A 26,419-nucleotide genomic window follows, 5' to 3' on the forward strand; every position below is an offset into this window, starting at 1 on the left:
GAGTGATTTTTTTATAGTTTTTGGTCGCCATATTCAGTTGATTATGCTAGTATAAATAGGGTTGATATAGTAGTATAGAGACAGAATGAAAACTGAAAGAGGGTAAGAAGTATGTGTGGTTTTGTAGGATGTTTATGTGAAAACCCTAGAGAGTTTTCAGAAACAGAAAAACATCAATTTGAAAATATGAACACGATGATTTTCCACCGTGGTCCAGATGACGAAGGATATTTTCGTGATGAACATGTACAATTTGGCTTCCGCCGTTTAAGCATCATTGACTTAGAGGCAGGACATCAGCCGCTAACTTATGAAAATGATCGATATGTAATTATTTTTAATGGTGAAATTTACAACTATGTAGAATTACGTGAAATGTTACTTGAAAAAGGTGCAACGTTTGCAACGCAATCTGATACAGAAGTTATCATTGCATTGTATGCACATATGAAAGAAAAATGTGTAGACTACCTTCGTGGTATGTTTGCATTTATGATTTGGGATCGTGAGGAAAAGAAACTTTTCGGTGCACGTGACCACTTCGGTATTAAACCTTTATACATCGCACAACAAGGTGATACTACATTCTTCGCATCTGAGAAGAAAAGTATTATGCATGTGATGGAAGATAAAGGCGTTAATCCAACGTCACTACAACATTACTTTACGTACCAATATGGTCCAGAGCCAGAAACTTTAACAATTGATGTTAATAAAATCGAGCCTGGTCATTATTTCGTAAAAGAAATCGGTAAAGAGATGGAAATCCATCGCTACTGGAAACCTTATTTCAATGCTTCAAGTGCAACGAAAGAGGAGCATATCCAAGCAATTCGTGATGTGTTATATGATTCAGTAAAAGTGCATATGCGTAGTGATGTACCAGTAGGTTCATTCTTATCTGGTGGTATCGATTCATCTATCATCGCTTCTATCGCAAGAGAAATGAATCCAAATCTTTTAACATTCTCTGTTGGTTTTGAGCAACGTGGTTTCAGTGAAGTTGATGTTGCGAAAGAAACTGCTGAGAAATTAGGCGTTAAAAACCATAACGTATTCATTTCAGCGAAAGAATTTATGGATGAGTTCCCAAAAATCATTTGGCATATGGATGATCCTTTAGCTGATCCAGCAGCTGTACCATTGTACTTCGTTGCGAAAGAAGCACGTAAACATGTAACAGTTGTTCTTTCTGGTGAAGGCGCAGACGAGCTATTTGGTGGTTATAACATTTACCGTGAGCCAAACTCACTAAAAATGTTCTCTTACATTCCTAGCCCAGGTAAGAGCGTTCTAAAAGCATTAAGTGGTGCTCTTAAAGAAGGATTTAAAGGTAAGAGCTTCCTAGAGCGTGGATGTACACCAATTGAAGAGCGTTACTATGGAAATGCTAAAATCTTCCGTGAAGAAGAAAAAGCTGAATTAATGAAGTATTACAATGAAAGTGTTAACTATATGGATATCACGAAACCATTGTATAACGAGATTAAAGATTATGATGATGTAAGTAAAATGCAGTACATTGACATGTTCACATGGCTACGCGGTGACATTTTATTAAAAGCTGATAAAATGACAATGGCAAACTCATTAGAACTTCGTGTACCGTTCTTAGATAAAGAAGTATTCGATGTTGCATCTAAAATTCCAACTGAATTTAAGATTGCTAACGGAACTACGAAAGCTATTTTACGTGAAGCAGCACGCGGAATCGTTCCAGATCACGTATTAGATCGTAAAAAACTTGGATTCCCAGTACCAATTCGTCACTGGTTAAAAGACGAAATGCATGATTGGGCTATAAATATTATAAACGAAAGTAAGACAGAGCATTTAATCGACAAACAGTATGTATTAAACTTACTGGAAGCACATTGTGCAGATAAAGGCGATTATAGCCGTAAAATTTGGACTGTACTTGCGTTTATGGTATGGCACCAAATTTATGTTGAGCATAAATACGATACGAATAAGTTCCATGAAGAAACAAAACGTGCGTATAGTTTAGTTTAATTAGAAAAACCTTAAGATCGCATACGGTCTTAAGGTTTTTTTCATAAATAGGAAGTATTATTGATACAATAATAGTAAAAGGATGGACAACATATGATTACGTTTGAGAAAGTTACTGTAGAAAATGAAAGCGTTGTTAAAGAAATGTTTAAATCGCATAGTTTAGGTGAGAAAAAGGTACAGTACTGTGTGAAAGTTGATGATACATATATTGGTGTAATAGATTATAGTGTACAAGAGGAACGGGCTGTTTTATCACAGCTAATTATTCATTTTGATTACCAAGGTTACGGTTATGGTACAAATACGTATTTTACATTTGAAGAAATGATGAAACAAAGAAATGTGAAAGAAATAAAAGTGCTACAAGAGAAATTAACAGAAAAGGCGAAGTCTTTCATAGAGAGTTTTGGTTTTGCTTCAGAAGATGAAGAGTATGTAAAGAAAATATAACGATGATTATTTATGCGATACAATAAATATAAGGCAGGTGGATGTATGACGATGACTTCTGGTCTTGTATTAATTGGAGGGTGCTTTATAGTAGCAGAATTATGTCATATAATCATTCGGAAAAGAATGAGTAAGGAAAAAAAGCCGTATGAATTACAATACATCCCTGTCTTTTTCATTATATTTTGTATGCTTAGTACATTACAAAATTTAATGAACTTTCCACCACTTGTAAATGTTTTTTTAAAGTTTGGTTTACTTTATAGTGGTGTTGGAATAGCACTTTTATTTATTTTATTTTGCATACGTTATGTTCACTATCAATCGTATATATTTATTTTAAATTGGTTAAAGCAAGATGATAGAAACCGCCTTACATAAGGCGGTTTTTTTATTTGCAATTGTAACAGAACCTGTACATTTCACATAAAATAGGACGAGTAGAAATGCAAACATATTACAAGAAAGGGGCGGGGCAATAAAATGAAACTTGTTATAGACGCAGGGCACGGTGGATATGATTCTGGTGCTGTTGGTAATGGTTTAGTAGAAAAAAACTTAACACTTCAAATTGCTAGACGCGTTCGAGACATTTTAACGGTAAATTACCCAATTACAATTAAAATGACACGTGATAGTGATGTGTTTATTTCTTTATCTGAACGTGCTAATATTGCTAATGCTTTCAGTGCGGATTATTTTATTTCATTTCATATTAATAGCGGCGGGGGTACAGGTTTTGAAAGTTATATTTATAATGCGTTATCCAATAGCAGCACTGCATATGCAAAGCAACAAAAAATGCATACAGCTGTCAATCCTGTATTAACAAAATATGGTCTTCGTGATCGAGGAGCAAAAAAAGAAAATTATGCGGTATTAAGAGAAACCACAATGGATGCAATTTTAACTGAGACTGCTTTTATTGATACAGCGTTTGATGCAAATTTATTAAAAAATCCACAATTTATTGAAGATCTAAGTCAAGCGTATGCAAATGGAATAGCAGCTATTTTTGGAGTAGCTCCAAATCCACAACCCCCTAACCCACAACCGACACCTCAAACGAAGGGAATCGCTTATATTCTTGGGAAAAATGTAAATTTAAGAAATGGTCCATCAACTTCTTCCTCAGTTATTCGTCAATTAAATTCTCCAGAATCTTACGTTGTATATCAGGAAAGTAACGGATGGCTAGATTTGGGGAATGGGCAATGGGTGTATAATGATCCTTCGTACATTAATTTTGTAAAGACAAGCAATAGTGATGGAAGCCCGATTGGGGTTGCATATATACAAGGGATGAATGTAAATTTAAGAAGTGGTCCATCAACTACATCTGCAGTTATCCGCCAATTAAATTCTCCAGAATCTTATTTAGTATATATAAATGAAAATGGTTGGTTAAACCTTGGTGGAAATCAGTGGGTATATAATGACCCAGCGTATATTAAATATACTCAATATTAGGAATTAAAATGATAATGCAATATGGATGCGTATCCTTGTTATGTATAACAAGGATACGCATTTTAATAACAACATTTATTTTCATACTTATGCACTATGTTTTAAAAAGAAACATTAGAAAAGCGGATAGAATCTAAATAGTATATATTAAAAAAGTTTTCTTATATACATTGACAATGTATATAAGATACATTAATCTTTAAATGTTAATGATAATCGATTTCATCTAGGGAGGACATATGATACATACTAAAAAACTAATTATGTTCTGCATTATGATACTCATGGTTGTAATTGCAGGATGTAGTAAAGAAGAGAAAAAAGAAAATAATATATCAGCGAAAGCAAAAGATTCATATACGGTAAAGCATGCAATGGGTGAAACGACAGTAAATGGTACACCTAAAAAAGTTGTTGTTTTAACAAATGAAGGCGCAGAGGCTCTCCTAGCTGTGGGCGTAACGCCAGTGGGGACTACGAAACCACGTGCTGGTGATGAATGGTATCCTCATTTAGCGAAAGAGTTAAAAAACACGGAAGTTGTAGGAACTGAACGTGATATTAATTTAGAGGCTGTAATGAAGCTTAAGCCAGATTTAATTATCGGAAATAAAATGCGTCATGAAAAAATATATGATCAGCTAAAAGAAATCGCACCAACTGTTTATGCAGAAACATTACGCGGTGATTGGAAAGAAAACTTTACACTTTATACAAAAGCTGTAAATAAAGAAAAAGAAGGGCAAAAAGCTCTTGATGATTATAAAAAACGCATTGAAGGAATGAAAGAGAAGTTAGGCGATAAATTGAATTCTAAAGTTTCTATTATTCGTTTCGTGCCAGGTGATGTTCGTATTTATCAAAAAAACTCATTCTCGGGTGTTGTTTTAAATGATATTGGATTTAAACGACCACCATTACAAGATAAAGATGATTTTGCGATAAAAGGAATTACAAAAGAGCAGATTCCAAATATGGACGGAGACTACTTATTCTATTTCACGTCTGATAAAGATGCAGATAAGAATAATGAAGGAAATTCGTTAGCGAAGGAATGGACAGAAGATCCACTCTTTAAGCAACTACAGGCTTCTAAAAATAATAAAGTATTCCAAGTAGATGAAGTGATTTGGAATACAGCAGGTGGTATTGTAGCTGCAAATCTTATGTTAGATGATATTGAAAAATATTTTCTGAAGTAAATGAATAGTCGAGTGCATCCCTTTAAATAAGTGATGCACTTTTTTGTTTGTTAAAATACAGAAAATTCCTTCTTTTGAGTGTAGATAAGTTGTACAATTAAAACAATCATGTGATAAAGGAGTGGGGAAGAATGAAAGCTACTCATAAAGATTGGATTTTATTTAACGGAAGAATTGTAAATACGAAGGAAGAACAGCCGATGATTCCATTAGAGGAGAGAGGCTTTCAATTTGGTGATGGTATATACGAGGTATTCAGACTATATGACGGGAAGCCACATTTATTAGATTTACATTTAGAACGATTCTTTAACTCTATGGCAGAAATAAAACTAATTCCACCATTTACGAAGGAAGAATTAGTAGAAGAGTTATATCAAATGATTGAAAAAAATCAGTTTCAAGAAGATGGGAATGTATATTTACAAATATCAAGAGGTACACAACCGCGCAATCATGTATATGAATCAGATTTACAACCGACATATTTTGCAAATCTTGTTTCGTTCCCAAGACCAGTTGCTTCAATGGAGGCAGGGATTAAGGTGACAGTAGAAGAGGACATCAGGTGGAAGTTTTGCCATATAAAATCTTTAAATTTGCTTCCTAATATCATGATCAAAAACAAAATAAATGAACAAGGGTATCAAGAAGCAATATTAGTACGAGATGGTATTGTGACTGAAGGGTGTCATTCCAATTTCTTTATCGTGAAGAATAATAAGTTGATTACACATCCAGCGGATCATTTCATTTTACATGGTATTACACGTCACTACGTAATTACATTAGCGAAAGAGTTACATATCGATGTAGAGGAACGAGAGTTTTCATTACAAGAAGTATATGACGCTGAGGAGTGCTTTTTTACAGCGACGCCACTTGAAATATTCCCAGTCGTTCAAATTGGTGATGAACAGTTCGGGGCTGGTGAAAGAGGACCAATTACGAAAAAACTACAAGCTGCATACGAAGAGAGTATTCGTTTGTTTAAAGTGACAAATTAATCATGAAGAAAAAAGCTGGTATTCTTCCGGCTTTTTTTCATGATATAATTCAAGCATAGGACAAGTTTTGAAAACGCTGTAAAAAGGGGATTTAATATATGAATTATGAAGATTTTAAAGAAGTAATTCACGGAAGACGAAGTGTTAGAAAGTTTACAGATCAAGAAGTATCTACTAATGATATAAAAGAAATAATTGATTGTGCTCGTTACGCACCGAGTGATACGAATTCACAAACGTGGGAATTCTTAGTTATCATGAATCGAGAGAAGATTAAAGAAATTGAACAAATGACATGGGATGCATTACATAAACTTGCGGCAAAAGCAGCAGAAAATGGAGAAGAGAAAGCAGGGAAATTACTTACACGTTCTTTCGGACCATATGCAACAGCTTTCTCGGAGGCACCAGTATTAATTGTATGTTTGGCAACACCATATGAATCAAAGTTCCGTGAAAAGATATTTGATCCAATTGCTTTTGTTCCAGATTCCGTTTGGGAAGAAGAAGGCATTAAGAGTAGCTGTTTAGCGGCACAAAACTTAATGTTAGCTGCACATGCAAAGGGACTTGGTACTTGTCCAATGACAGGGCCAGTATTGCTAGCTCAAGATGAACTGCGCCAATATTTACAAATTGCGCCTGAAAAACAAATAAATATGGTTATTTCACTCGGATTTCCGAAAGATAAACCGAAGAAACTTCCAAGAAAAGAAGTAGATGAGATTACAACGTTTGTTTTTTAATTGCTGTATAGAAAAGACATTGAACTAACAATGTCTTTTTATTTTTGAGGGTATGTAATTCATATGTTGGGCTAAAATGATAGATAAGAGGGAATTACTATTTATTTCATAAAAAAAATTAATGTTCTATTAAGGAAAGTATGATACATTAATCGTGAGCAAGATTCTATTTGTTCATGAAAGTGTTGAAAGTAGTCTCAAAATTTAAAAGTTATTTTTGTATAATAAATTATAATGAAGTTACAGGGGGGATGAATTTTGAAAAAATTCATAATCACTGGATTGTCTGTATTGTTATTAGTTGGTTGCGGTGCTCCACAGGAAAAAGAGGACGCGCAATCAAAACAGGAAGAACAAGTTGTAAACGCAAGTGATGAGAATATGGTTGTATTTCCTGAAGGAGCAATGTCAATTGGAGAAGGGAAAGTAAAAGTTATTACTCCAGATGGTACTTCTGAAAACGGCAATATACCGACTGTATTCATCAAAAAGGATACGTTAATTCAGCAAGTTGAATTAGAACTTTCTAATTTTCAAAGTGATAAAGAAACATTCGTATTTGTAGATCAAATGTATACAGATAAACATCAAGTAACTAGTACAACGCAGACAACAGTGCAGTTAAAAGAAAAAACGCTGGAAACAGGTAGTCATACAATTACTGCAGTTCAGTATGAAAACAATGACCCGAAAGGAAAGGTTATTAGTTTTAATCAAGCAACATTTGAGACAAAACCTGCGTCTTAACAAGAATAAAAAGTACATTACTCAAAAAGTAGTGTGCTTTTTTGTTTGGACTAGAGTGTGCAAGAGTGAATAACTTATTTCATTTTCTAATACGATTAAATAGGTAGTAATCACTTGTTACTACTATGACAGAGAAAGAGGTTGAATACGTGAATCGGTGTATTCGTATCATTTTGATTAGCCTAATGATGGCAGTAATTTGGTTTACGATACAAGAGTTTATGCAAATAACGCTCAATTATCAAATTCATGACTTGTTAATAGGAGCTATTTGTTTTACCATTGTTTATCTATTATATGATAAACTCGGACTAAGGTAAGTTTCAGAAGAAAAATGTAGGTATTTCATTTGAAATGTCGAATAGTACATACGATGTCGTAATAACAAATTTTCTATTGTTTACTGTGAAACAGAAGAAGGAGAGATAGTGGTTATGAAACGAGCTCTTATTAATATTGATTATACATATGATTTTGTAGCGGAAAAGGGTGCTTTAACTTGCGGGAAACCAGGACAGGAAATTGAGAAGGAAATTGTACATATAACGAAGCAATATATTGAAAATGGAGATTACGTTGTCTTTGCTATTGATAGACATGAAGAAAATGATGTATATCATCCAGAATCAAAGTTATTCCCGCCTCATAATATAGCTGGTACAAGTGGAAGAGATTTGTTTGGTGAATTACAAGATGTGTACGAAACATATAAAAATGCAGAGAATGTATATTACATGGATAAAACACGGTATAGTGCATTTGCAGGAACAGACTTAGAGATGAAGTTAAGAGAAAGAGGAATTGAAGAGGTTCATCTTGTAGGGGTATGTACTGATATTTGTGTTCTTCATACAGCAGTAGATGCTTATAATAAAGGGTTTAAAATTGTAGTTTTTGAAAAGGCGGTTGCATCTTTTAATGCACAAGGGCATGAATATGCACTTGGACATTTTAAGTCATGCCTACATGCAGAAGTGAAGTGAAAAAAGAGGCCTTTAAAAAAGGTCTCTTTTATTTGTCCTTGTTCATTGAAAACAGCTACCGCAACGCCTAATAAATTGAGTGGTCTTGATCCGACAACTTCTCTAATTTCTTCGATATACCCCATTGTAGGTAACCTCATTAAGGAAAAATAAGAGCATATAAACTATTCGTTATTATATAAATATATTCCTCTTTATAAATGTAAGAGATGTCAAATATCTCATGTGTTTTATTTGGTAAAATATACATCAAAAAAGGTCAAACAAAAACTTTGACCTTTTTTGACCAAATGTTATAATAAAGGCAGAAAGAGATAATCTTTCATTCATAAATAATAAGGAGGAAAAAATATGCGTAATTTATTTCCAGAGATAACAAAACGTCAAAATGGTATTTTTGATTTTGGGCCTTCTTTATTAGAAGGGATGACAGATGCTTTCTTTAAGCCACTGAACATGGATACTTTTAAAGTAGATGTTCATGAGCAATCTGATAAATATACTGTGAAAGCAGATTTACCAGGTTTTCAAAAAGAAAACATTCAAGTTGATTTTGAACAAGATGTATTAACGATTCAAGCAACTAATCATAATGAAGTAGAAGAAAAAAATGAGAATGGCACATATATTCGTAAAGAACGTTCTATAGGTTCTGTAACTCGACGCTTTAGTTTTAAACAAGTTGAGGAAGAAAATGTTAGAGCAAATTATAAAGATGGCGTACTGACAATTGAATTGCCAAAATTGAAAGAAGAAAAAAGTAGTAAGACAACAATTAATATCGAATAAAAGAGCTGATAAATTCAGCTCTTTTTTTACGTAGTTAATGAATAAATGAGTTGAAATCGTAATGAGATGAATAAAGTTTTAACGTATAAAAAAATTTCACGATTTGCTCCCCCTTAGGTTATTAAAAAGGGTATATTTAAAGGGAAAGGAAAAAGAACAGCTAGACATACTGTTTAAAGTGAATTAGTAATAGAGTCAAAATACATAGTAAGGGTAGCGGCATTTTAGATTAGGATAATAGACTTTTCTGGAACAAACTTAGGCGATTATGAATTTTTTAATTAGTAAGGAAGTGGTTAAATGAGCTTATTAACGTATACGGAAGAATTTTTTAATTATGTAAGAGAGTTTTTACTTTTAAGATTTTTACTATTTGCTTTAGTTTTAATCATTATTTCTTTTGTAATAAACCGTATTATTGATTGGTTTTTTAGGAAATCAAGCTTTTTTGATGAAGAGGTAGAGCAGACGATTCAAAGTGTAATTCGATCTATTTTTAGATATATCATTATCATCAGTCTTATCATATATTTAATTAGCCAATTTGTAGATATAAAAAGTATTATTGCAGGTGCAGGGATAGCTGGAGTTGTCATCGGTTTTGCTGCACAACAGATGCTAAAAGATGTTATATTAGGCTTTGCAAGATTAGCGGACAAAGAGTTTCGGGTTGGTGATTTTGTAACTTTTAACGGAACAAATTCAGGAACTATTGAAGAGATTAGTATTCGTTTTATGCAAATTCGTGAATGGTCAGGAAAACTACTTACCATCCCGCACGGAGAGATTAGAACGATACAAAATTTTAATAAAGGATGGATGCGTGTAATTGAACGCATCACGGTAAGTTATCAGGAAGATCCAACAAGAGTGAAGGAATTGTTAGAAGAAGTATGTGTTATATGCAATGAAAAATTGAATCAAACTCTTTATAGAGTAGAGGATGAGGCTGTTGAACCATTTAAATACGTCGGTGTTACAGACTTAAATCCTAACTTGAAATATGTTGGCTATGAATTTTGTATTACAGGTTTAATAAAGCCAGAAGATTATTTTGAAACTTCTAGACAAGTAAGATTTGAATTAATGTCTATGTTCCATAAAAATCAAGTGCAAATGCCAGCAGCGAATATGGTTGTTACTACTGAAGGTTTACAGCATATCCATGGTGGACAATCTTTATCGGACAGCTAAAGTAGAATCGTTTGTTAACAAAAATTCTGCTTCCAACATTGGATAGAATAACAATAATAAAATGATTGATATAAAGAAAGGGCTGAAGGAATTCGGTTCTTTTTTTATTTATAGAATTTAGAAATTTCTTAATGTTATAATTGTAGTTGGTGATGAGAATGAACTTTGAAGAAAAAGAGATGCGTCGTTTAGAAGCATTAAAAGAAATTGCTGAATTATTAAATGAAGCAACAAACTTACAGGATATGTTAGAAAAAGTGTTGCATACATTGTTACAAGTAATGAATTTACAAACAGGGTGGATATTCTTTATTGATGAAAGTGGAAAGCACAGTATGCTTGTAGACGAAAATTTACCAGAGGCTCTTACGTGGCAAAAGAAGAAGCCGATGTGTGAAGGAAACTGTTGGTGTGTAGAACGTTTTGTGAATGGGAGATTGGAAAAAGCGACTAATATTATTGAATGTAAGCGAATAGAAGATGCAATTGAATGTAATTGGGGAGAGACAGAAGATGTTACACATCATGCGACAATTCCGCTTAGGTCTGGATCAGAAAAATTTGGTCTACTAAATGTGGCTGCACCTCATAAGACTCATTTTTCTGAGGAAGAGTTAGCATTATTAGAATCAATTGCATTTCAAATTGGAACGACAATACAACGTATTCAATTAGTTGAGAAAGAACGTAAATATGTAGTGGTAGCGGAAAGAAATCGACTTGCACGTGATTTACATGATTCAGTAAAACAATTGTTATTTTCTATTATGCTAACAGCGAAAGGTACTCTGAATATGACGCAAGATAGAGAATTGCAAGAGATGTTAAGTTATATTGGGGAATTATCACAAGAAGCATTACAAGAGATGACGCTATTAATTTGGCAATTAAGACCTGAAGGATTGGAGAAAGGATTAGCAGAAGCAATTCAAAATTACGGGAAGTTATTAGGAGTTCAAGTGGAAGTTCGAATTGATGGGATGGTTTCAATTGGGGATGAAATAGAAGAAGTTTTATGGCGTATTAGCCAAGAGGCGCTACATAATTGTAAAAAGCATGCTTCGTGTGAAAAGGTACATATTCTTTTGAAAATAGAAAATAACCAGTTACATTTTTACATAGAAGACAATGGAATAGGATTTATACAAGAACAAGTAAGGGAATCAGCACTTGGCCTGAAAAGTATGAAGGAACGTATTCAGTTAATGAAGGGATCGTTTCAAATTATAACAGAGCTGAAAAAGGGTACAAAAATAGAAATTCAATTGCCGATTTGAAGGGGAGAATAAGGTTGAAGATTAAACTGCTACTAGTTGAGGATCATCATATCGTTCGAAGAGGACTTGTATTCTTTTTGAAAACGAGAGAAGAATTTGAAATTATTGGGGAAGCGGAAAATGGCGAAGAGGCATTACATTTCGTGCAAAAAGAAAGACCAGATGTCGTACTAATGGATGTATCGATGCCGAAAATGGATGGAATTGAGGCAACAAAACGTCTAAAGCAATATGATGAGACAATAAAGGTACTTATATTAAGTAGTTTTTCAGAGCAAGATTATGTTATACCAGCACTTGAAGCTGGAGCAGATGGTTATCAATTAAAAGAAGTACAACCTGAGCAACTTGTCGCTTCTATTATTGCAGTACATCAAGGAAATGCGAATTTTCACCCGAAAGTAACACCTGCATTAATGGGGCGTTCTGCAGTAAAGAAGGAAGTAGAAAATCCTTTTTCAATGTTAACGAAAAGAGAGCAAGAGGTACTTCGCGAAATTGCGAAAGGAAGAAGCAACAAGGAGATTGCAGCAGAACTTCATATTACAGAACAAACTGTGAAAACACACGTTTCAAACGTTTTAGCTAAATTGGAAGTGGATGATCGTACGCAAGCCGCATTATACGCAGTGAAACATGGAGAGAATTATTCATAAGCATGAATAATTCTGTTATATCGTATGACAGAATACATAGGAGCAATTAAAAATTATAGTAATCCCTAATATAGGTTTTTCTTCTTTCGATAATTAGGTACAATAAAGTGAAACTCTAATCAGTGGAGGACCATCCCCACTGATGATTAGTTTAACTAATCGGTTTTTACAGGATAAAGCTACGATGGAAGGGGAGGATATGTTATGCCTGGTACAAGAAGTGGGATTGGAAAGATTCAGGCTTCGTTAAATGGTTTATCACCGAAATTGCGAAGTATTGCCGAACATATTTTGAAACATCCACAAGATGTTGTACATAAATCTATTACAGAATTAGCTGAAGTTACGAATAGTTCCGAAGCTACGATATTCCGCTTATGTAAAAACCTTGGTTTGCAAGGTTTTCAAGATTTAAAGATTACATTAGCTCGTGAAATTGTACATACACCGATGCAAAATATCCATGAAGAGGTATCAGCAGAAGATAGTATGGTAACTGTTGCTAAAAAAGTTTTTCATTCGCATATTACAGGACTGCAAGATACTTTACATTTGCTTAATGAAACGGCACTTGAGCAGGCTGTACGAGCCTTACAAGAAGCAAGTCGAATTGAGTTTTATGGAAATGGTGGCTCTGGTATTATTGCAATGGATGCGTATCATAAGTTTATGAGAACGGGTATTTCTTGTATCGCTCATACTGATTCGCATTTTCAAATTATGGGGGCAGGTTTACTCTCGGAAAATTCAGTTGTTATTGGTATTTCTCATTCTGGTAGCAATAAAGGATTACTTGAAGCGTTAGAAGTAGCGAAAGCAAGAGGAGCCAAAATTATTGCGATTACGAGCTATAAGAAATCAGCATTAAGTCAACTTGCTGATATAACGTTATATACATCAACACGTGAGACTGAATTCCGCACAGAAGCAAGTTCATCACGATTAGCACAGTTAAGCTTATTAGATACTTTGTATGTAGGGTTGTCGTTGCAGCGACAAGAGGAAACTCTAAAAAATTTACAAAGTATACGTGAAACGATTTCGATGAAGCGAATATAAAAAAAGCTCTTCAAATGAAGAGCTTTCAGACTGTAGACAAACTATTTTTGGAGAGTTCAAATGCTAAAAATAGTTTGTTTCTTATTTTAGGGATAATTTATCCAATGGAATTTATATGTAGTGCTTTCTATACTATAATTTACTATAAGTGAGGAAGGTGTCTTATGAAAATATCTGTTTATGTTGCAAGTGCATTTAGCAAGGATCATAAAGGCGGAAATAAAGCAGGAGTGGTATTTATTGAGAATACATTGACCACTACTCAAAAAATGGAAATAGCCAAACAACTGGGCTATGCGGAAACCGCATTTATATCAGAATCTGAAATTGCTGATTATAAATTTGAGTATTTTACACCAAAAGAAGAAGTTGATTTATGTGGTCATGCCACAATTGGCTCTTTCGCGATACTGATGCATTTAAATAAACTTTTCAGGAATCGCTATACGATTGAAACGAACAGCGGTGTTCTTACTATTACTATAAAAGATGACATCATATTCATGGAACAAAATAAACCGATATTCTATGATGTTGTATCTCCAAACGAGTTCATCGACTGTTTTGATAGTAAAGATATAGAAAATAAATACCCAATTCAAATTGTCTCCACGGGCTTAAAAGATATTTTAATTCCTATAAAAAGCGAAACACAATTACATGCACTGCAACCTAATTTTGAAAAAATTAAAGAAATCAGCAAGTATTATAATGTTGTCGGGATGCATCTATATACTTTTAATGACAATCGAATTATATGCAGAAATTTTGCTCCGCTATACGACATCAATGAAGAAGCAGCGACTGGAACTTCGAACGGTGCATTAGCTTGCTACCTTTATGAACAGGACTACTTGAAAAAAGAAGTCTATGTATTTGAACAAGGTTATTCTTTACACTCGCCTTCTGAAATATTAGTTAAATTAGCAACCAATAGCAAAAATAAAATAGAAAAAGTTTATGTTGGTGGCAAAGGATATTACTGTGAAACTAAGTGTTTACATGTAGAAAATATTGAGTGAAGAGCTTTTTTATCGGTGAGAAGTTTGTTAATTTATTTTGTTTTAGAAATATGTGACTTACTTATAGTCAATGATAAACTCTCATTTTTAAAAATTTAAAATAAAGACCGATTTGTGTAATAATTCAAATATTGTTCACAATTTCACAAGTTGTTTATGAAGTATCATGTTATGATGAAGATGTAATGATGATTGAACACTTAAATTTGGTAGAATAACTAGCCAAAGTAGTGAAGAAAGTAGTTGTGAGATAAACTCATTAAAATGCTAAAACACTAAAGGGGAGATCACATATGAAAGCAGTAGTGGTTAATAAAAACAGCAAAGCAAACATCGAAGTGATTGACAAAGAATTACGTCCGTTACACTCAGGTGAAGCGTTAGTAGATGTAGAGTATTGTGGAGTTTGCCACACTGATTTACACGTTGCGAATCATGATTTTGGTAACACTGATGGCCGTATTCTTGGTCATGAGGGTGTAGGTATTGTTACGAAAATAGCTGATGATGTTACTTCACTAAAGATAGGTGACCGTGTAAGTATTGCATGGATGTTCCAATCTTGTGGACGTTGTGAATATTGCGTAACTGGTAGAGAAACATTTTGCCGTGAAGTTAAAAACGCTGGTTATTCAGTGGATGGTGGTATGGCTGAACAATGTATCGTTACAGCTGATTATGCGGTAAAAGTACCAGAAGGATTAGATCCTGCTCAAGCATCATCAATTACTTGTGCTGGTGTAACTACATATAAAGCTATTAAAGTATCAGATATTAAACCTAGTCAACCTATTGTAATCTATGGCTGCGGTGGATTAGGTAACTTAGCTATCCAATATGCTAAAAATGTATTTGGTGCAAAGGTAATCGCAGTAGATATTAATGACGACAAATTAGCCTTAGCGAAAGAAGTTGGTGCTGATATGACTATCAATCCAATTTCTCAAGGTCCTGCTGATAAAATTGTGCAAGAGGAGTTTGGTGGCGCTTATGCTGCGGTAGTAACAGCAGTCTCTAAAGTAGCCTTTAACTCAGCAGTTGATGCAGTACGTGCTTGCGGTAAAGTAGTTGCAGTAGGGCTACCAGTAGAAACAATGGACTTAAACATCCCACGACTTGTACTGGATGGAATTGAAGTAGTTGGTTCTCTAGTTGGTACTCGTAAAGATTTGGAAGAGGCGTTTATGTTCGGGGCAGAAGGAAAAGTAGTGCCAGTTGTTCAAACTTGTTCTCTAGATAAAGTACAAAATGTATTCGAAGAAATGGAACAAGGTAGAATTCAAGGGCGTATGGTAATTGATTTTAAAAAACATAATTGTGATTGCAAATAATTCACTTTAAATATAAAAAGCATGAGTCTAGCAAATACATGTAAAAAAGTTAGACAGCATAAGAAGATGATCCCTGTATTTAATAGGAATCATCTTCTTTATTTTCTATAATATCAATGCCAATTAATACTTGATTAATGAGAAATGATTAAAGGTTTACTTTATTTGCAAACGAAAAGGAATCTTTATGTTTAACGAATTTTTTATGATCTGGAACGTTTTGAATTGCTACAATTTGCGAATCTCTTGCTTTCAGTGCATCTTGAATCCCGATGGTCATAAGCTTAATAAATAGAATCGTAATAAAGAATGAAGCGAGAGTATAAAAAATAATCCACCATGAAAGATTCATTTCATTACGATTTAATCCAATAAGACCTGCCCAATCATTAGATAGAGAAACAGGTTTGAGCACTCCGTCATAGAGTTCACGCATTTGTATGCCGCCAATTACAATGTTAAGCAACGCTAAATGGATAACGAGTATGAGTGTTTGGACGATATGTTCCATAAATAATACAAATAAGCGGTCAAGTAATAAGACTCGTAAGTGTTTTTTTATAATATGAAAACGACTAGCCCCCAGTAATTGTGAACTTAAGATGTAATCTTGTTTCATAAATTCATCAACTTCTGAGGATATGTATAAAGAAAGTGTAGGCAGAGCGACGAAAATAAGTACGAGTACTTGATAAAACGTAAATGAAATATTTGGATCTACCCCATCAGCATTTGATGTGATTATAATATTAACGGGCGTGATGAGTATGAATGCGATAAATAGAGTTGGAATATAATAAAAAACTTCTGAGCATGACTGGAAAAATCTCTTGAGTTTTGGAGCAAATAAACTTAAGAGGATTCCTATACATGTTCCGCATAAAATTCGAAAGAAGCTAATTGCCATGGCCAATAAAATAGTGAATTTTGCTCCTTCTACAATTTGTAAGAAAACAGACTCTCCAAAACGATCAGATCCAAAAGGTGGAATTAACGATGGCGGAAAGGGGGCCTTTCCAAGTAATTCGTTATTGTCATTGTAAAGTAACTGAGGAGGTTTTGGGATGTTATCTTTAAAGAACCAACTATAAATAAAACTAGCTGAAATAAGTATGAATAGATAAGTAAAGCCGATTAAAAAGAGTTTTGATTTCCAAATAGATTTCATAATGATACTCCTTTCAATTGCTTTTTCCATCTATTCATCATGAATGAGACTATTTGGAAAATGGCGTAAAATGGTAAAACAATCATAACAAGTATGATAAATGCAGCTGGAGGTGAAACAAACGCCTTATTAAATAAAAATTGAATAATGCCTTCCATATTAAAAACAAATTCTAAAATGAATAAATTAGAAAGTAAGAAAACAAAAATCGTTTTTAAATGGTGGAAGAAGTGGATAGATATATTTTTGAATAAATGAATGCATAGTATATAACTTGATGAAAGGCCTTTTCCATATGCAACCTCTACGTAATGTTTTCCTTGCTCTTCTTTTATGTATAACACCATCATCCGAAACATTTGTAATGTAGGTAAGACAGCTAATGATAAAATAGGGAGTAAATAAGCTCGATTTTCATTAAAAGAAATAATAGTGACAGGAGATTCCCCAAATTTCTGAAGTACCCATATGAAAAATATTTGCAAACAAATCATCATCATCATATCAGGGACAGCTTCTAATATGAACACAATTCGGTTTATCCATTTTTTTATATAATCTTTTGCTAAAAAATAAAAAAATGCCATGCTAGATGATAAAAAGAGAGCAAGAAAAAAGGCTAAAAATAATATAGTAAATGAATATAGGTAAGGTTCTAAAACAGTTGGAAATAATGGTGTTTTTTTGAAATGGCCAAGCTTCGGGTCTGATCCTATAATCACTAATGATTCAGGGGAAAAAACCTGTTTTAACATAGTAACGGTCTGATTAAAAAAATAAATTGGTTGAAAGGTAAATCCTTGTTGAGTGATAAATAAATAAGGTAAATTTAATAATAGTAAGAGTGATAAAAGAATTGATGAAAGCTTAATTGTGAATTGAGATATTTTATTTAACATTAAATCCCTCCGACATCTTTTTACAACATTATACAATAAATTTCGTGTTATTGTTTTTATTTTTCTGAAAAATAAAAATACTTTTCGGTTTTATAGTATGCAAGATATATTTACAAGGTAAAAAAGTGATAGTAGGGGGGGCCACGCTCTATGTTTATCAAGATAAAAGACTAGTGAACCTAAAACAATAAATAAGAGCAAAATGCACAGAATTCTCATTCTGCGGTTAGTTACTTTTCTTGGCTTGATGGTGATGTTACGTGACCGCTAAAAATGAATATTGCTTTTCAACTCTTTCTTCAAGCAAATAAGTAGAACGTATGGAGGACTATGTATGTGTTGTTAATGAGAGGAAAGAGTGTATTGCGTAACGAATATAACGTAATTTTACCCCATGGAAAAGCTAAATGTAGTATATAAGTGAAATGGAATGAGGGGATTTATTTTTTGATATGAAAAAAATTTTCTTTTTATAACTTGATAAATGAAAAAATTTTTATATACTAATTCATGTAAACGGTTTACTAAATCGTATTTTGCTAGAAATGAAGGGAAGATTCGCATGGAAACAAGGGGGAGAGTAATCGGGATTGATATCGGTACCACAAGTACAAAAACGGTTGTGTTCACAGAAAAAGGAAAAGTCATTGCATCACATGCAATCGATTACCCAATTATTCAACCGAATGTAGGATGGGCTGAGCAAGATCCTGATGTAATATGTGCCGCTGTATACAAAAGTGTAAGCGTTGCCATTGAAAAAGGTAATGTATTACCAGAAGATATTTCTTCAATCGGTATTAGTACAGCTATGCACGCATTAATTGCAGTAGATGAAAATGGTGCGCCATTAACGCGTTCTATCATTTGGGCAGATAATCGAAGTACGAAGCAATCAGAAAAATTATTACAACAAATGAATGGGCATGAAATTTATAGACGTACAGGTACACCGATTCATCCGATGTCACCACTTTCTAAATTGTTATGGATGAAAGAAGAGGAACCAGAGTTATATACAAGTGCCTATAAATTCATTTCCATTAAAGAGTATGTGATTTACCAATTATTTTCACGCTACGTAGTTGATTATTCGATTGCTTCTGCTACGGGGTTATTTAATTTAGAAACATTAAACTGGGATAAAGATGTTTTAACTATGTTACATATGTCACCAGAAAAATTATCAACCCCTGTACCAACTACATATATTTTATCAGGTATGAAGCCAGAATTAGCACAGAAGATGGGGATAAGTGCAGAAACACCAATTGTCATCGGAGCAAGTGATGGGGTTCTTGCAAATGTAGGAGTTGGTGCGATATCACCGGGTGCGGCTGCAATTACGATTGGAACGAGTGGTGCGGTTCGAACAATCTCATCAAATATAAATACAGATGAGAAAGGGAGAACGTTTTGTTACGCATTAACAGATGAGCACTGGGTAATCGGTGGTCCAACGAATAACGGCGGAATATTACTGAGATGGTTACGTGATGAATTTGGTAGTCCAGAGCAAGAAGTAGCAAGAAAGCTCGGCATTGATCCTTATGATTTATTAATTAAATATGCAGAAAGCGTACCAGCTGGAGCGGATGGGCTATTGTTCTTACCTTTCTTATCTGGAGAACGCGCACCTTACTGGAATGCAAATGCTCGTGGTACATTCTTTGGAATCAATCTTCAACATAAGCGAGAACATTTTATACGTGCAGTGATGGAAGGTGTTTGTATGAGTGTATATTCAGTAGCACTCGCAATCAGGGATTGTACAGGGCCACTTACTGAAATACGAGTTTCAGGAGGGTTTGCAAAATCTGCATTTTGGAGACAAATGTTGTCCGATATGATTGGAAAAGAATTGCTTGTACCTGAAAGTCATGAAGCATCTGCGCTTGGGGCAGCGGCAGTTGCTTTGTATGCTGTAGGAAAAATTGATTCTCTTGAAGAGGTAAAGGATTGGATTGATATTGTCCATCATCATGTACCGAATAAAGAAAATACGGCTATATATTTAGAAATGTTTTATATGTATGAACGACTTTACAATCGCTTGAAGGAAGAATTTGATTGTATAGCTGCTTTCCAACGTAAAAAATAGGGGGATTGGGAGAAATGGTAGTTGGGATCGTACTAGCGGCAGTTGTCATACTACTTTTACTTATTACGGTAGTAAAATGGCATCCATTTGTCGCATTAATTTTAACAGCACTTGGTGTAGGATTAGCAATGGGAATGCCTTTAATTGGAACTTCACCAAAAGATCCAGGAATTATTGATTCTATTAAACTAGGACTTGGTAATACGTTAGGATTTTTAGCAATAGTTTTAGCACTAGGAACGATGCTTGGAAAAATGATGGCCGAATCTGGTGGTGCTGAACGTATCGCTAACACATTAATTAATCGTTTTGGGAAGAAACGAGTTCACTGGGCGATGATGTTCGTTGCATTTTTAGTAGGGATTCCGGTATTTTTCCAAGTTGGATTTGTACTATTAATTCCGTTAGTATTTACAATTGCATTAGAAACAGGGGTATCACTTATTACAATCGGTATCCCGCTAGTAGCAGGACTATCCGTTGTGCACGGACTAGTGCCGCCGCATCCAGCGGCAATGGCGGCAGTTGGTATTTTTAAAGCAGATGTAGGGAAGACAATTTTATATGCATTAATTGTCGGACTTCCAACTGCAATTATTTGAGGTCCACTCTACGGGAAATGGATTGGTGCTCGTATACATAAGGAAGTACCATTAGATATAGCGGAGCAATTTATTGAAAAAGATAATAAAAAAGAGCTTCCAAGCTTTGGGAATACATTGTTTACAATTTTACTTCCAGTATTTCTTATGCTTGGTGCATCAATAGCAGAAGTTGCATTAAATAAAACGAGTCAACTAGCACAAGTATTACACTTTATTGGAGATCCGATTGTGGCTTTATTAATTGCAACCATTTACTCTTTCTTTAGTCTTGGATATGCAAAAGGTTTCTCAAAAGATAAAGTGTTACAATTTACAAATGATTGCCTTGGACCTATTGCAAACATATTGTTAGTGATTGGTGCAGGCGGTGCATTTAATAAAGTATTATTAGATTCTGGAATTGGAACGACAATTGCAGATATGGCGAAAGAATCACATATTTCACCGATATTATTAGGGTGGGGAATTGCGGCACTTATTCGAATTGCAACTGGATCGGCAACTGTTTCTATGATGACAGCAGCTGGTATTGTTGCGCCGATTGCAGCAAGCACACCAGGTGTAAATGTTGAATTATTAGCACTTGCAACTGGTGCAGGGTCATTAATTTTATCACACGTGAATGATTCAGGATTTTGGATGATTAAAGAGTATTTCGGAATGACTGTGAAAGAAACATTATTAACATGGACTGCAATGGAGACTATATTATCTGTAGTAGCACTTGGGCTAATTTCGATATTAAATATATTTGTATAGAATAGGAGATTGATTAATATGAAACTAGGTTTAATTGGATTAGGAAAAATGGGATTCCCATTAGCTGAACACTTATATGAAGACAAGCATGAAGTAGTTGTATACGATGTAAATAAAGAGCTTGTTGAAAAGGCAGGAAAACTAGGAATTACTGCACGTCATACATTAAAAGAAATGATCGCTGAACTAGAAGCTCCTCGTACAATTTGGGTAATGGTGCCTGCAGGAGAAGTTGTAGAGTCAGTACTAAAAGATGTTTATCCGTTATTAGATGAAGGTGATATCGTTATTGAAGGCGGAAATTCATTCTATAAAGATACGTTACGCCGTGCTGAAGAAGCAAAAAGCTTCGGATTACATTATGTAGATATCGGTACATCAGGCGGTGTAGAAGGAGCTAGATACGGTGCTTGCTTAATGGTTGGTGGAGAAAAAGAAATTTACGACCAATTAGAACCTTTATTTAAAGATTTAGCAGTAGAAAATGGCTATTCTTATGCTGGCCGTGTTGGTAGTGGTCATTTCTTAAAAATGGTTCATAACGGTATTGAGTACGGCATGATGCAAGCAATCGCTGAAGGATTTGAAGTACTAGATAAGAGTGACTTTGATTTCAATTATGAAGATGTTGCAAAAGTATGGGCGAACGGATCAGTTATCCGTGGTTGGTTAATGGACTTAACTGAAAAAGCATTTGCAGAAGATCCGAAACTAGATGGCATTAAAGGTGTAATGAACTCTTCAGGAGAAGGAAAATGGACTGTTGAAACTGCACTTGAACTTCAAGCTGCAGCACCAGTAATCGCTATGTCATTATTTATGCGCTATCGTTCTCAGGAAGATGATACATTCCATGGAAAAGTAGTTTCAGCACTACGTAATCAGTTCGGTGGACATGAAGTTGTGAAAAAATAAGGATGTTATAAAAAAGAAACTACTAATTTAAAAATACCAATCAATCATTGTTTTTTTGTCACAAATGACAGCTTCAACGTTCATTGAATGAACAATATATTCTATATTTTCTTCTTTAGCTAATAATAAGGTTGTAAAGGAATCGAATATACTCATAAACGCATACTCATTATCTTCGCCAGTAATAATTAACTCATTATTGCTAATGTCCCAAATATCTAATGGAGTAGTATTATTTACCTCTAATAATCCGTTTGTATCAAGAATTGGTTCAGAGAAATATAAATTTTTTGCACCTTTAGAACCGAGGAGTTTAAGTAATTTATGTAATAAAAATATAGACGTATAATCTTCTGTTGGATAATAAAGATCTTTTTTTAAATTTGAATATAGCTTTTCGGCTAAATCCTCTCTTTTATATTCTTCTGTATAAGCACCAATGGAAGTCAACATGGCCATTGCTAATTCTGCGTATGAATGTAATCCACTATAAGACATCATTTCCTTCCAAGAAACGGATTTCCCATTATGAATGATTTCTTCAGCGCTAGGATAGATGTGCACATATGGTCTTTTTCTTACAGACTTTTCCCATCCTAAAGGCATTTGGACAAAAGGGTGTAGCAATATAGCTGCAGATTTAAAGGTGCTTGGTAGTTGTTCTAAAATTGGTGATTTGTCATCTAGCCAAATGTAATCCAACAAAATATAACCTCCTCTTAGACTTTGAAATGTACGGATTCCCGCATTATGTTTTTTTGTATTGATTGTATCAAATATAAAGCGCTGCATGAAATATATCTCAACATAAAAGTAAGAATAAATAAAATGAAGTTTTCATAAATAGTAAAAGGGTGCTTATGTCATCAGTATAGCTAAGAAATGTTGTTACATATGAGAAGAGCGTGTTAATAAAATATGAGGTGGTTAAATGGGAAATGAGCAAGTGAAGTCTGTAAAGAAAGAAAAAAAGTTATGTCTTTGTATGATCGTCAAAAATGAGTCTAGAATTATGGAAAGATGTTTAAATGCAACAAAATCAATTGTAGACTTTGTTTCTATTTGTGATACTGGATCGACGGATAATACGCCTGAAATTATTGAAAATTGGTGTAAGGAAAATGAGATACCTGGGACGGTTCATCATGAGCCGTTTAAAAACTTTGGTTATAACAGAAGCTTAGCTGTTTCGTTAGCGCAAAAAACATACCCAGAAGCAGATTATTTATTAATATTAGATGCGGATATGATTTTAGAGGTTGATCCGAATTTCGATAAAACGAGCTTAACGGAAGATCATTATCTTACATTACAATATGATGTTCATATTAAATATTGGCTTACACGTCTTTTGAAAGCTTCTTTACCATGGAAATCTGTCGGTGTTACTCATGAGTATTGGGATATAGATCGTTCAAAAGTTGGAGCGAATTACAATACGAGGGTAGCTCGGTTAGAGACTCTTGTCGTGAATGATCCCGGAGATGGCGGGAGCAAAGCTGATAAATTTGAAAGAGATGAGAGGTTGTTGTTACAAGGAATAAACGACCCAGAAACAACGCCAGATTTGCATATAAGATATTTATTTTATTTAGCTCAGACTTATTTTCATTTAAGTCAATTTGAGAATTCAATTAAATGGTATAAAAAACGAGTGGAAGCAGGAGGATGGGTTGAAGAGGTATTCTATTCGTTATTGCGAATAGGATTTTGTTATGAGCAGTTAGCAAATCGTTCAGCAAATAAACAAAATGAAGTGACAGATGCTGATGAAAAAGAAACTGTTAAAGGGCAAGAAGAGCAATATTTAGCATTAGCTGTTTTTTATTTTCAAAAAGCTTGGGAATATAGACCAACCCGGGCTGAACCATTATACCAACTTGCAAGGTTGTATCGATTACGATCTCAAAACAATATTGCTTTGATGTATGCTCTGCAAGGGAAGGAAATTCCTTTTCCAAAGGATGATCTACTATTTGTAGATTATCATGTGTATGATTACTTATTTGACTATGAAATTTCTATTAGTGCTTTCTATATACCTCATAAAAAACATTTAGGGGCGGTGTCGCAAAAGTATTTGGAATCGATAAAAGAAAAGATTCCATTTCATATAGCAAATATAGTAGAGAATAATGCGAAATTTTATTAAATACATTTTCGATTAAAGGAGTAGTGGAGTAATCATGGAATTAATGCGATGGGCGATTGAACTAGGAGAATCGGTGCATGGAAATACGTATGAAGAATTGATGCCACTACTAGACTATTATTATGATCGTGATCATTTAAAAGCGTATTGTATCGCAAATCTTCTTTTAAATATGGATGTATTAGATGAGGACCGGGAAAGAATCGAATTAAGAAGATGCATCGCTGCTTATTATGCTGGATTATATAAAGTAGCAAGAAAACATGCAAATGAGTTGGTACTTAAACATCCAGATGTAGATTTATATAAAAATAATTTAAGATTAATGGAAGTTTATTTGAATAAAGAATATGATTATTGTCTTTTTATATGCCCAAAGACATACGGTAGTTTCATAGATGTTGCGCGAGCTTTAAAGTGGCGGTTGGAGCAGGAGGGAAATACAGTAATTATATCAGAAACAATACTGGAAAATGCAAAGAATACAGTTGTTTTTGGAGCACATACATACGCATATAACCCGAATCTTCTTCCGAAAGATGCAATTATTTATAATTTAGAACAGCTATACGAAGGAAGTCCATATGCGCATCCCCTTTATTTAATATTATTAAAAGATAGAGTGATTTGGGATTATAGTAAACAAAATATAGAATGGCTTCAACAAAAAGGGGTAGGAAAAGAAATAAAACATGTAGAAATGAACTATGCTCCAACTTTGGAAATAAAAAAAGATGCGTTTGAAGATGAGATTATTGAAGATATTGATATTCTGTTTATAGGTGCTCTTAATCCGAGGCGACAAGCTATTTTTGATCATCTAAAAGCGATTGCCCCGAATTTAAATATAGTTTTTAAAAATAATGCGTGGGGAATTGTTAGAAATGAATTGATTGCTAGAGCTAAAATTATATTAAATATTCATTTTTACTTATCAGGAATTCTTGAAACACCTCGCGTGTCTTATGCAGTTGCGAATAAGAAATTTATTATTTCCGAAAATAGTAATCCAGAAGATGAGGTAGAGTGGCCAGGAATTGTATTTACTCCGTACGAAAAAATAATTGAAAACGTAATGAAATATATAGAATTACCAGAAGAACGGAAAAGATTAGCGGAAAAAGCATATAATCATTTTGAAGCAAATGAAAGTTTAGGTACATTGAGCATGAGAGATGAATCAAAGTAATTGTACGAAACTCATACGAAAGTATGAGTTCTTTTTTGTTTATCATACTATTTTATGAAACAAGTTAACTCTTTATATTGTGTTTTGTATAGAAATTTCTGATAATATATAAGTAGAACTTGAAAACAAAGGGGAGAAATAATCATGAAACTAGTCGTTATTAACGGTACACCAAGAAAATTTGGTAGAACTCGCGTGGTGGCAAAATATATTGCGGATCAATTTGAAGGGGAATTATATGATTTAGCAATTGAGGAGTTACCTTTATACAATGGAGAAGAGTCGCAACGTGATTTAGAGGCAGTAAAAAAATTAAAAACGTTAGTGAAAGCTGCGGATGGGGTTGTATTATGTACACCAGAATATCATAATGCGATGAGCGGTGCGCTGAAAAACTCTTTAGATTACTTAAGTAGTAGTGAATTTATTCATAAACCAGTTGCGTTGTTAGCGGTTGCTGGTGGCGGTAAAGGTGGAATAAATGCATTAAACAGCATGCGAACGGTCGCTAGAGGTGTTTATGCAAATGCAATTCCAAAACAAGTTGTGCTTGATGGATTACATGTGCAAGATGGTGAACTTGGGGAAGATGCAAAACCATTAATTCATGATGTAGTTAAAGAATTGAAAGCATATATGAGCGTATATAAAGAGGTGAAAAAACAACTAGGAGTGGAATGAT

The 26,419-nt window shown here is 34.0% G+C and carries 25 protein-coding genes and 2 pseudogenes; 23 read left to right on the forward strand and 4 right to left on the reverse strand.

Going from position 1 to position 26,419, the window contains the following annotated elements:
* The first annotated feature begins 111 nt into the window (after positions 1-111).
* The 10 genes from asnB (at position 112) to ES895_RS08620 (ending at position 8,621) form a co-directional block, all read left to right on the forward strand.
* On the forward strand, positions 112-2,013 hold the full coding sequence (asnB, locus tag ES895_RS08575; RefSeq protein ID WP_000333816.1) for an asparagine synthase (glutamine-hydrolyzing): 1,902 nt from the start codon (positions 112-114) through the stop codon (positions 2,011-2,013).
* A 93-nt stretch (positions 2,014-2,106) separates the two neighbouring features.
* Positions 2,107-2,466: a GNAT family N-acetyltransferase gene (locus ES895_RS08580; protein WP_000627522.1), complete on the forward strand. Its 360-nt coding sequence runs from the start codon at positions 2,107-2,109 to the stop codon at positions 2,464-2,466.
* Positions 2,467-2,517: 51 nt separating this feature from the next.
* On the forward strand, positions 2,518-2,847 hold the full coding sequence (locus ES895_RS08585; protein ID WP_098318250.1) for a hypothetical protein: 330 nt from the start codon (positions 2,518-2,520) through the stop codon (positions 2,845-2,847).
* Between the two features lie 102 nt (positions 2,848-2,949).
* Positions 2,950-3,936: an N-acetylmuramoyl-L-alanine amidase gene (locus ES895_RS08590; RefSeq protein ID WP_048567962.1), complete on the forward strand. Its 987-nt coding sequence runs from the start codon at positions 2,950-2,952 to the stop codon at positions 3,934-3,936.
* A gap of 239 nt (positions 3,937-4,175) precedes the next feature.
* Positions 4,176-5,138, forward strand: a complete 963-nt coding sequence (locus ES895_RS08595; protein WP_000581991.1) for an ABC transporter substrate-binding protein — start codon at positions 4,176-4,178, stop codon at positions 5,136-5,138.
* 131 nt (positions 5,139-5,269) lie between these two features.
* Positions 5,270-6,145 (forward strand): D-amino-acid transaminase, encoded by an 876-nt coding sequence (dat, locus tag ES895_RS08600; RefSeq protein WP_000648368.1) that lies wholly within the window; start codon positions 5,270-5,272, stop codon positions 6,143-6,145.
* 98 nt (positions 6,146-6,243) lie between these two features.
* The gene (locus ES895_RS08605; RefSeq protein ID WP_001105283.1) at positions 6,244-6,891 is read left to right on the forward strand and encodes a nitroreductase family protein; all 648 of its coding nucleotides are present in this window, start codon (positions 6,244-6,246) and stop codon (positions 6,889-6,891) included.
* Positions 6,892-7,149: 258 nt separating this feature from the next.
* Positions 7,150-7,638 (forward strand): putative periplasmic lipoprotein, encoded by a 489-nt coding sequence (locus tag ES895_RS08610; protein ID WP_000713496.1) that lies wholly within the window; start codon positions 7,150-7,152, stop codon positions 7,636-7,638.
* A 125-nt stretch (positions 7,639-7,763) separates the two neighbouring features.
* Positions 7,764-7,958, forward strand: a complete 195-nt coding sequence (locus ES895_RS30080; protein ID WP_017674122.1) for a hypothetical protein — start codon at positions 7,764-7,766, stop codon at positions 7,956-7,958.
* A gap of 114 nt (positions 7,959-8,072) precedes the next feature.
* Positions 8,073-8,621 carry a cysteine hydrolase family protein gene (locus tag ES895_RS08620; RefSeq protein WP_000816768.1) on the forward strand — a complete coding sequence of 183 codons (549 nt, stop codon included), beginning with the start codon at positions 8,073-8,075 and terminating at the stop codon, positions 8,619-8,621.
* A gap of 29 nt (positions 8,622-8,650) precedes the next feature.
* Here ES895_RS08620 and ES895_RS29690 read toward each other — a convergent pair.
* Positions 8,651-8,746 (reverse strand): annotated as a pseudogene (locus ES895_RS29690) (DNA mismatch repair protein MutT); the annotation flags it as partial.
* Positions 8,747-8,972: 226 nt separating this feature from the next.
* On the opposite strand from ES895_RS29690, the gene ES895_RS08630 reads away from it, so the two are divergent.
* The 7 genes from ES895_RS08630 (at position 8,973) to adhP (ending at position 15,949) form a co-directional block, all read left to right on the forward strand.
* The gene (locus ES895_RS08630; protein ID WP_001245053.1) at positions 8,973-9,410 is read left to right on the forward strand and encodes an Hsp20/alpha crystallin family protein; all 438 of its coding nucleotides are present in this window, start codon (positions 8,973-8,975) and stop codon (positions 9,408-9,410) included.
* 300 nt (positions 9,411-9,710) lie between these two features.
* The gene (locus ES895_RS08635; protein ID WP_000055434.1) at positions 9,711-10,604 is read left to right on the forward strand and encodes a mechanosensitive ion channel family protein; all 894 of its coding nucleotides are present in this window, start codon (positions 9,711-9,713) and stop codon (positions 10,602-10,604) included.
* Positions 10,605-10,762: 158 nt separating this feature from the next.
* Entirely contained in the window at positions 10,763-11,881 is a 1,119-nt protein-coding gene (gene casK / locus ES895_RS08640; protein WP_001008465.1) for a two-component system sensor histidine kinase CasK, read from the forward strand.
* 14 nt (positions 11,882-11,895) lie between these two features.
* Complete coding sequence (casR, locus tag ES895_RS08645) at positions 11,896-12,537, forward strand: two-component system response regulator CasR (RefSeq protein WP_000694629.1); 642 nt, start codon at positions 11,896-11,898, stop codon at positions 12,535-12,537.
* A gap of 204 nt (positions 12,538-12,741) precedes the next feature.
* Positions 12,742-13,596 (forward strand): MurR/RpiR family transcriptional regulator, encoded by an 855-nt coding sequence (locus tag ES895_RS08650; protein ID WP_001119646.1) that lies wholly within the window; start codon positions 12,742-12,744, stop codon positions 13,594-13,596.
* A 164-nt stretch (positions 13,597-13,760) separates the two neighbouring features.
* On the forward strand, positions 13,761-14,618 hold the full coding sequence (locus tag ES895_RS08655; protein ID WP_000704316.1) for a PhzF family phenazine biosynthesis protein: 858 nt from the start codon (positions 13,761-13,763) through the stop codon (positions 14,616-14,618).
* Positions 14,619-14,911: 293 nt separating this feature from the next.
* The gene (adhP, locus tag ES895_RS08660) at positions 14,912-15,949 is read left to right on the forward strand and encodes an alcohol dehydrogenase AdhP (protein WP_000649109.1); all 1,038 of its coding nucleotides are present in this window, start codon (positions 14,912-14,914) and stop codon (positions 15,947-15,949) included.
* Between the two features lie 148 nt (positions 15,950-16,097).
* On the opposite strand, the gene ES895_RS08665 is transcribed toward adhP, so the two are convergent.
* Both ES895_RS08665 and ES895_RS08670 read right to left on the reverse strand, forming a co-directional pair.
* On the reverse strand, positions 16,098-17,117 hold the full coding sequence (locus tag ES895_RS08665; RefSeq protein WP_000836555.1) for an ABC transporter permease: 1,020 nt from the start codon (positions 17,115-17,117) through the stop codon (positions 16,098-16,100).
* Complete coding sequence (locus ES895_RS08670) at positions 17,114-18,016, reverse strand: ABC transporter permease subunit (protein ID WP_098281273.1); 903 nt, start codon at positions 18,014-18,016, stop codon at positions 17,114-17,116. The genes ES895_RS08665 and ES895_RS08670 overlap by 4 nt, the downstream gene beginning before the upstream one ends.
* Positions 18,017-18,578: 562 nt before the next feature.
* On the opposite strand from ES895_RS08670, the gene gntK reads away from it, so the two are divergent.
* The 3 genes and pseudogenes from gntK (at position 18,579) to gnd (ending at position 22,396) form a co-directional block, all read left to right on the forward strand.
* A complete protein-coding gene (gene gntK / locus ES895_RS08675) occupies positions 18,579-20,117 on the forward strand; it encodes a gluconokinase (RefSeq protein WP_135238293.1) in 1,539 nt (512 codons plus the stop codon).
* A 14-nt stretch (positions 20,118-20,131) separates the two neighbouring features.
* Positions 20,132-21,481, forward strand: a pseudogene (locus ES895_RS08680) (GntP family permease).
* An 18-nt stretch (positions 21,482-21,499) separates the two neighbouring features.
* Entirely contained in the window at positions 21,500-22,396 is an 897-nt protein-coding gene (gnd, locus tag ES895_RS08685) for a phosphogluconate dehydrogenase (NAD(+)-dependent, decarboxylating) (protein WP_000765995.1), read from the forward strand.
* 27 nt (positions 22,397-22,423) lie between these two features.
* On the opposite strand, the gene ES895_RS08690 is transcribed toward gnd, so the two are convergent.
* Positions 22,424-23,188 carry a DUF2711 family protein gene (locus ES895_RS08690; protein WP_135238294.1) on the reverse strand — a complete coding sequence of 255 codons (765 nt, stop codon included), beginning with the start codon at positions 23,186-23,188 and terminating at the stop codon, positions 22,424-22,426.
* Between the two features lie 139 nt (positions 23,189-23,327).
* Between ES895_RS08690 and ES895_RS08695 the strand changes: the two genes are divergently transcribed.
* The 3 genes from ES895_RS08695 to ES895_RS08705 all read left to right on the forward strand — a co-directional run bounded on the left by ES895_RS08695 (position 23,328) and on the right by ES895_RS08705 (position 26,418).
* The gene (locus tag ES895_RS08695) at positions 23,328-24,548 is read left to right on the forward strand and encodes a glycosyltransferase (protein WP_000526236.1); all 1,221 of its coding nucleotides are present in this window, start codon (positions 23,328-23,330) and stop codon (positions 24,546-24,548) included.
* A 34-nt stretch (positions 24,549-24,582) separates the two neighbouring features.
* A complete protein-coding gene (locus tag ES895_RS08700; protein WP_000422324.1) occupies positions 24,583-25,737 on the forward strand; it encodes a CgeB family protein in 1,155 nt (384 codons plus the stop codon).
* A 144-nt stretch (positions 25,738-25,881) separates the two neighbouring features.
* The gene (locus tag ES895_RS08705) at positions 25,882-26,418 is read left to right on the forward strand and encodes an NADPH-dependent FMN reductase (RefSeq protein ID WP_000780355.1); all 537 of its coding nucleotides are present in this window, start codon (positions 25,882-25,884) and stop codon (positions 26,416-26,418) included.
* Position 26,419 lies beyond the last annotated feature (1 nt).

It is taken from the genome of Bacillus sp. 007/AIA-02/001 (genome assembly GCF_004634455.1).
Lineage (GTDB): Bacteria > Bacillota > Bacilli > Bacillales > Bacillaceae_G > Bacillus_A > Bacillus_A cereus.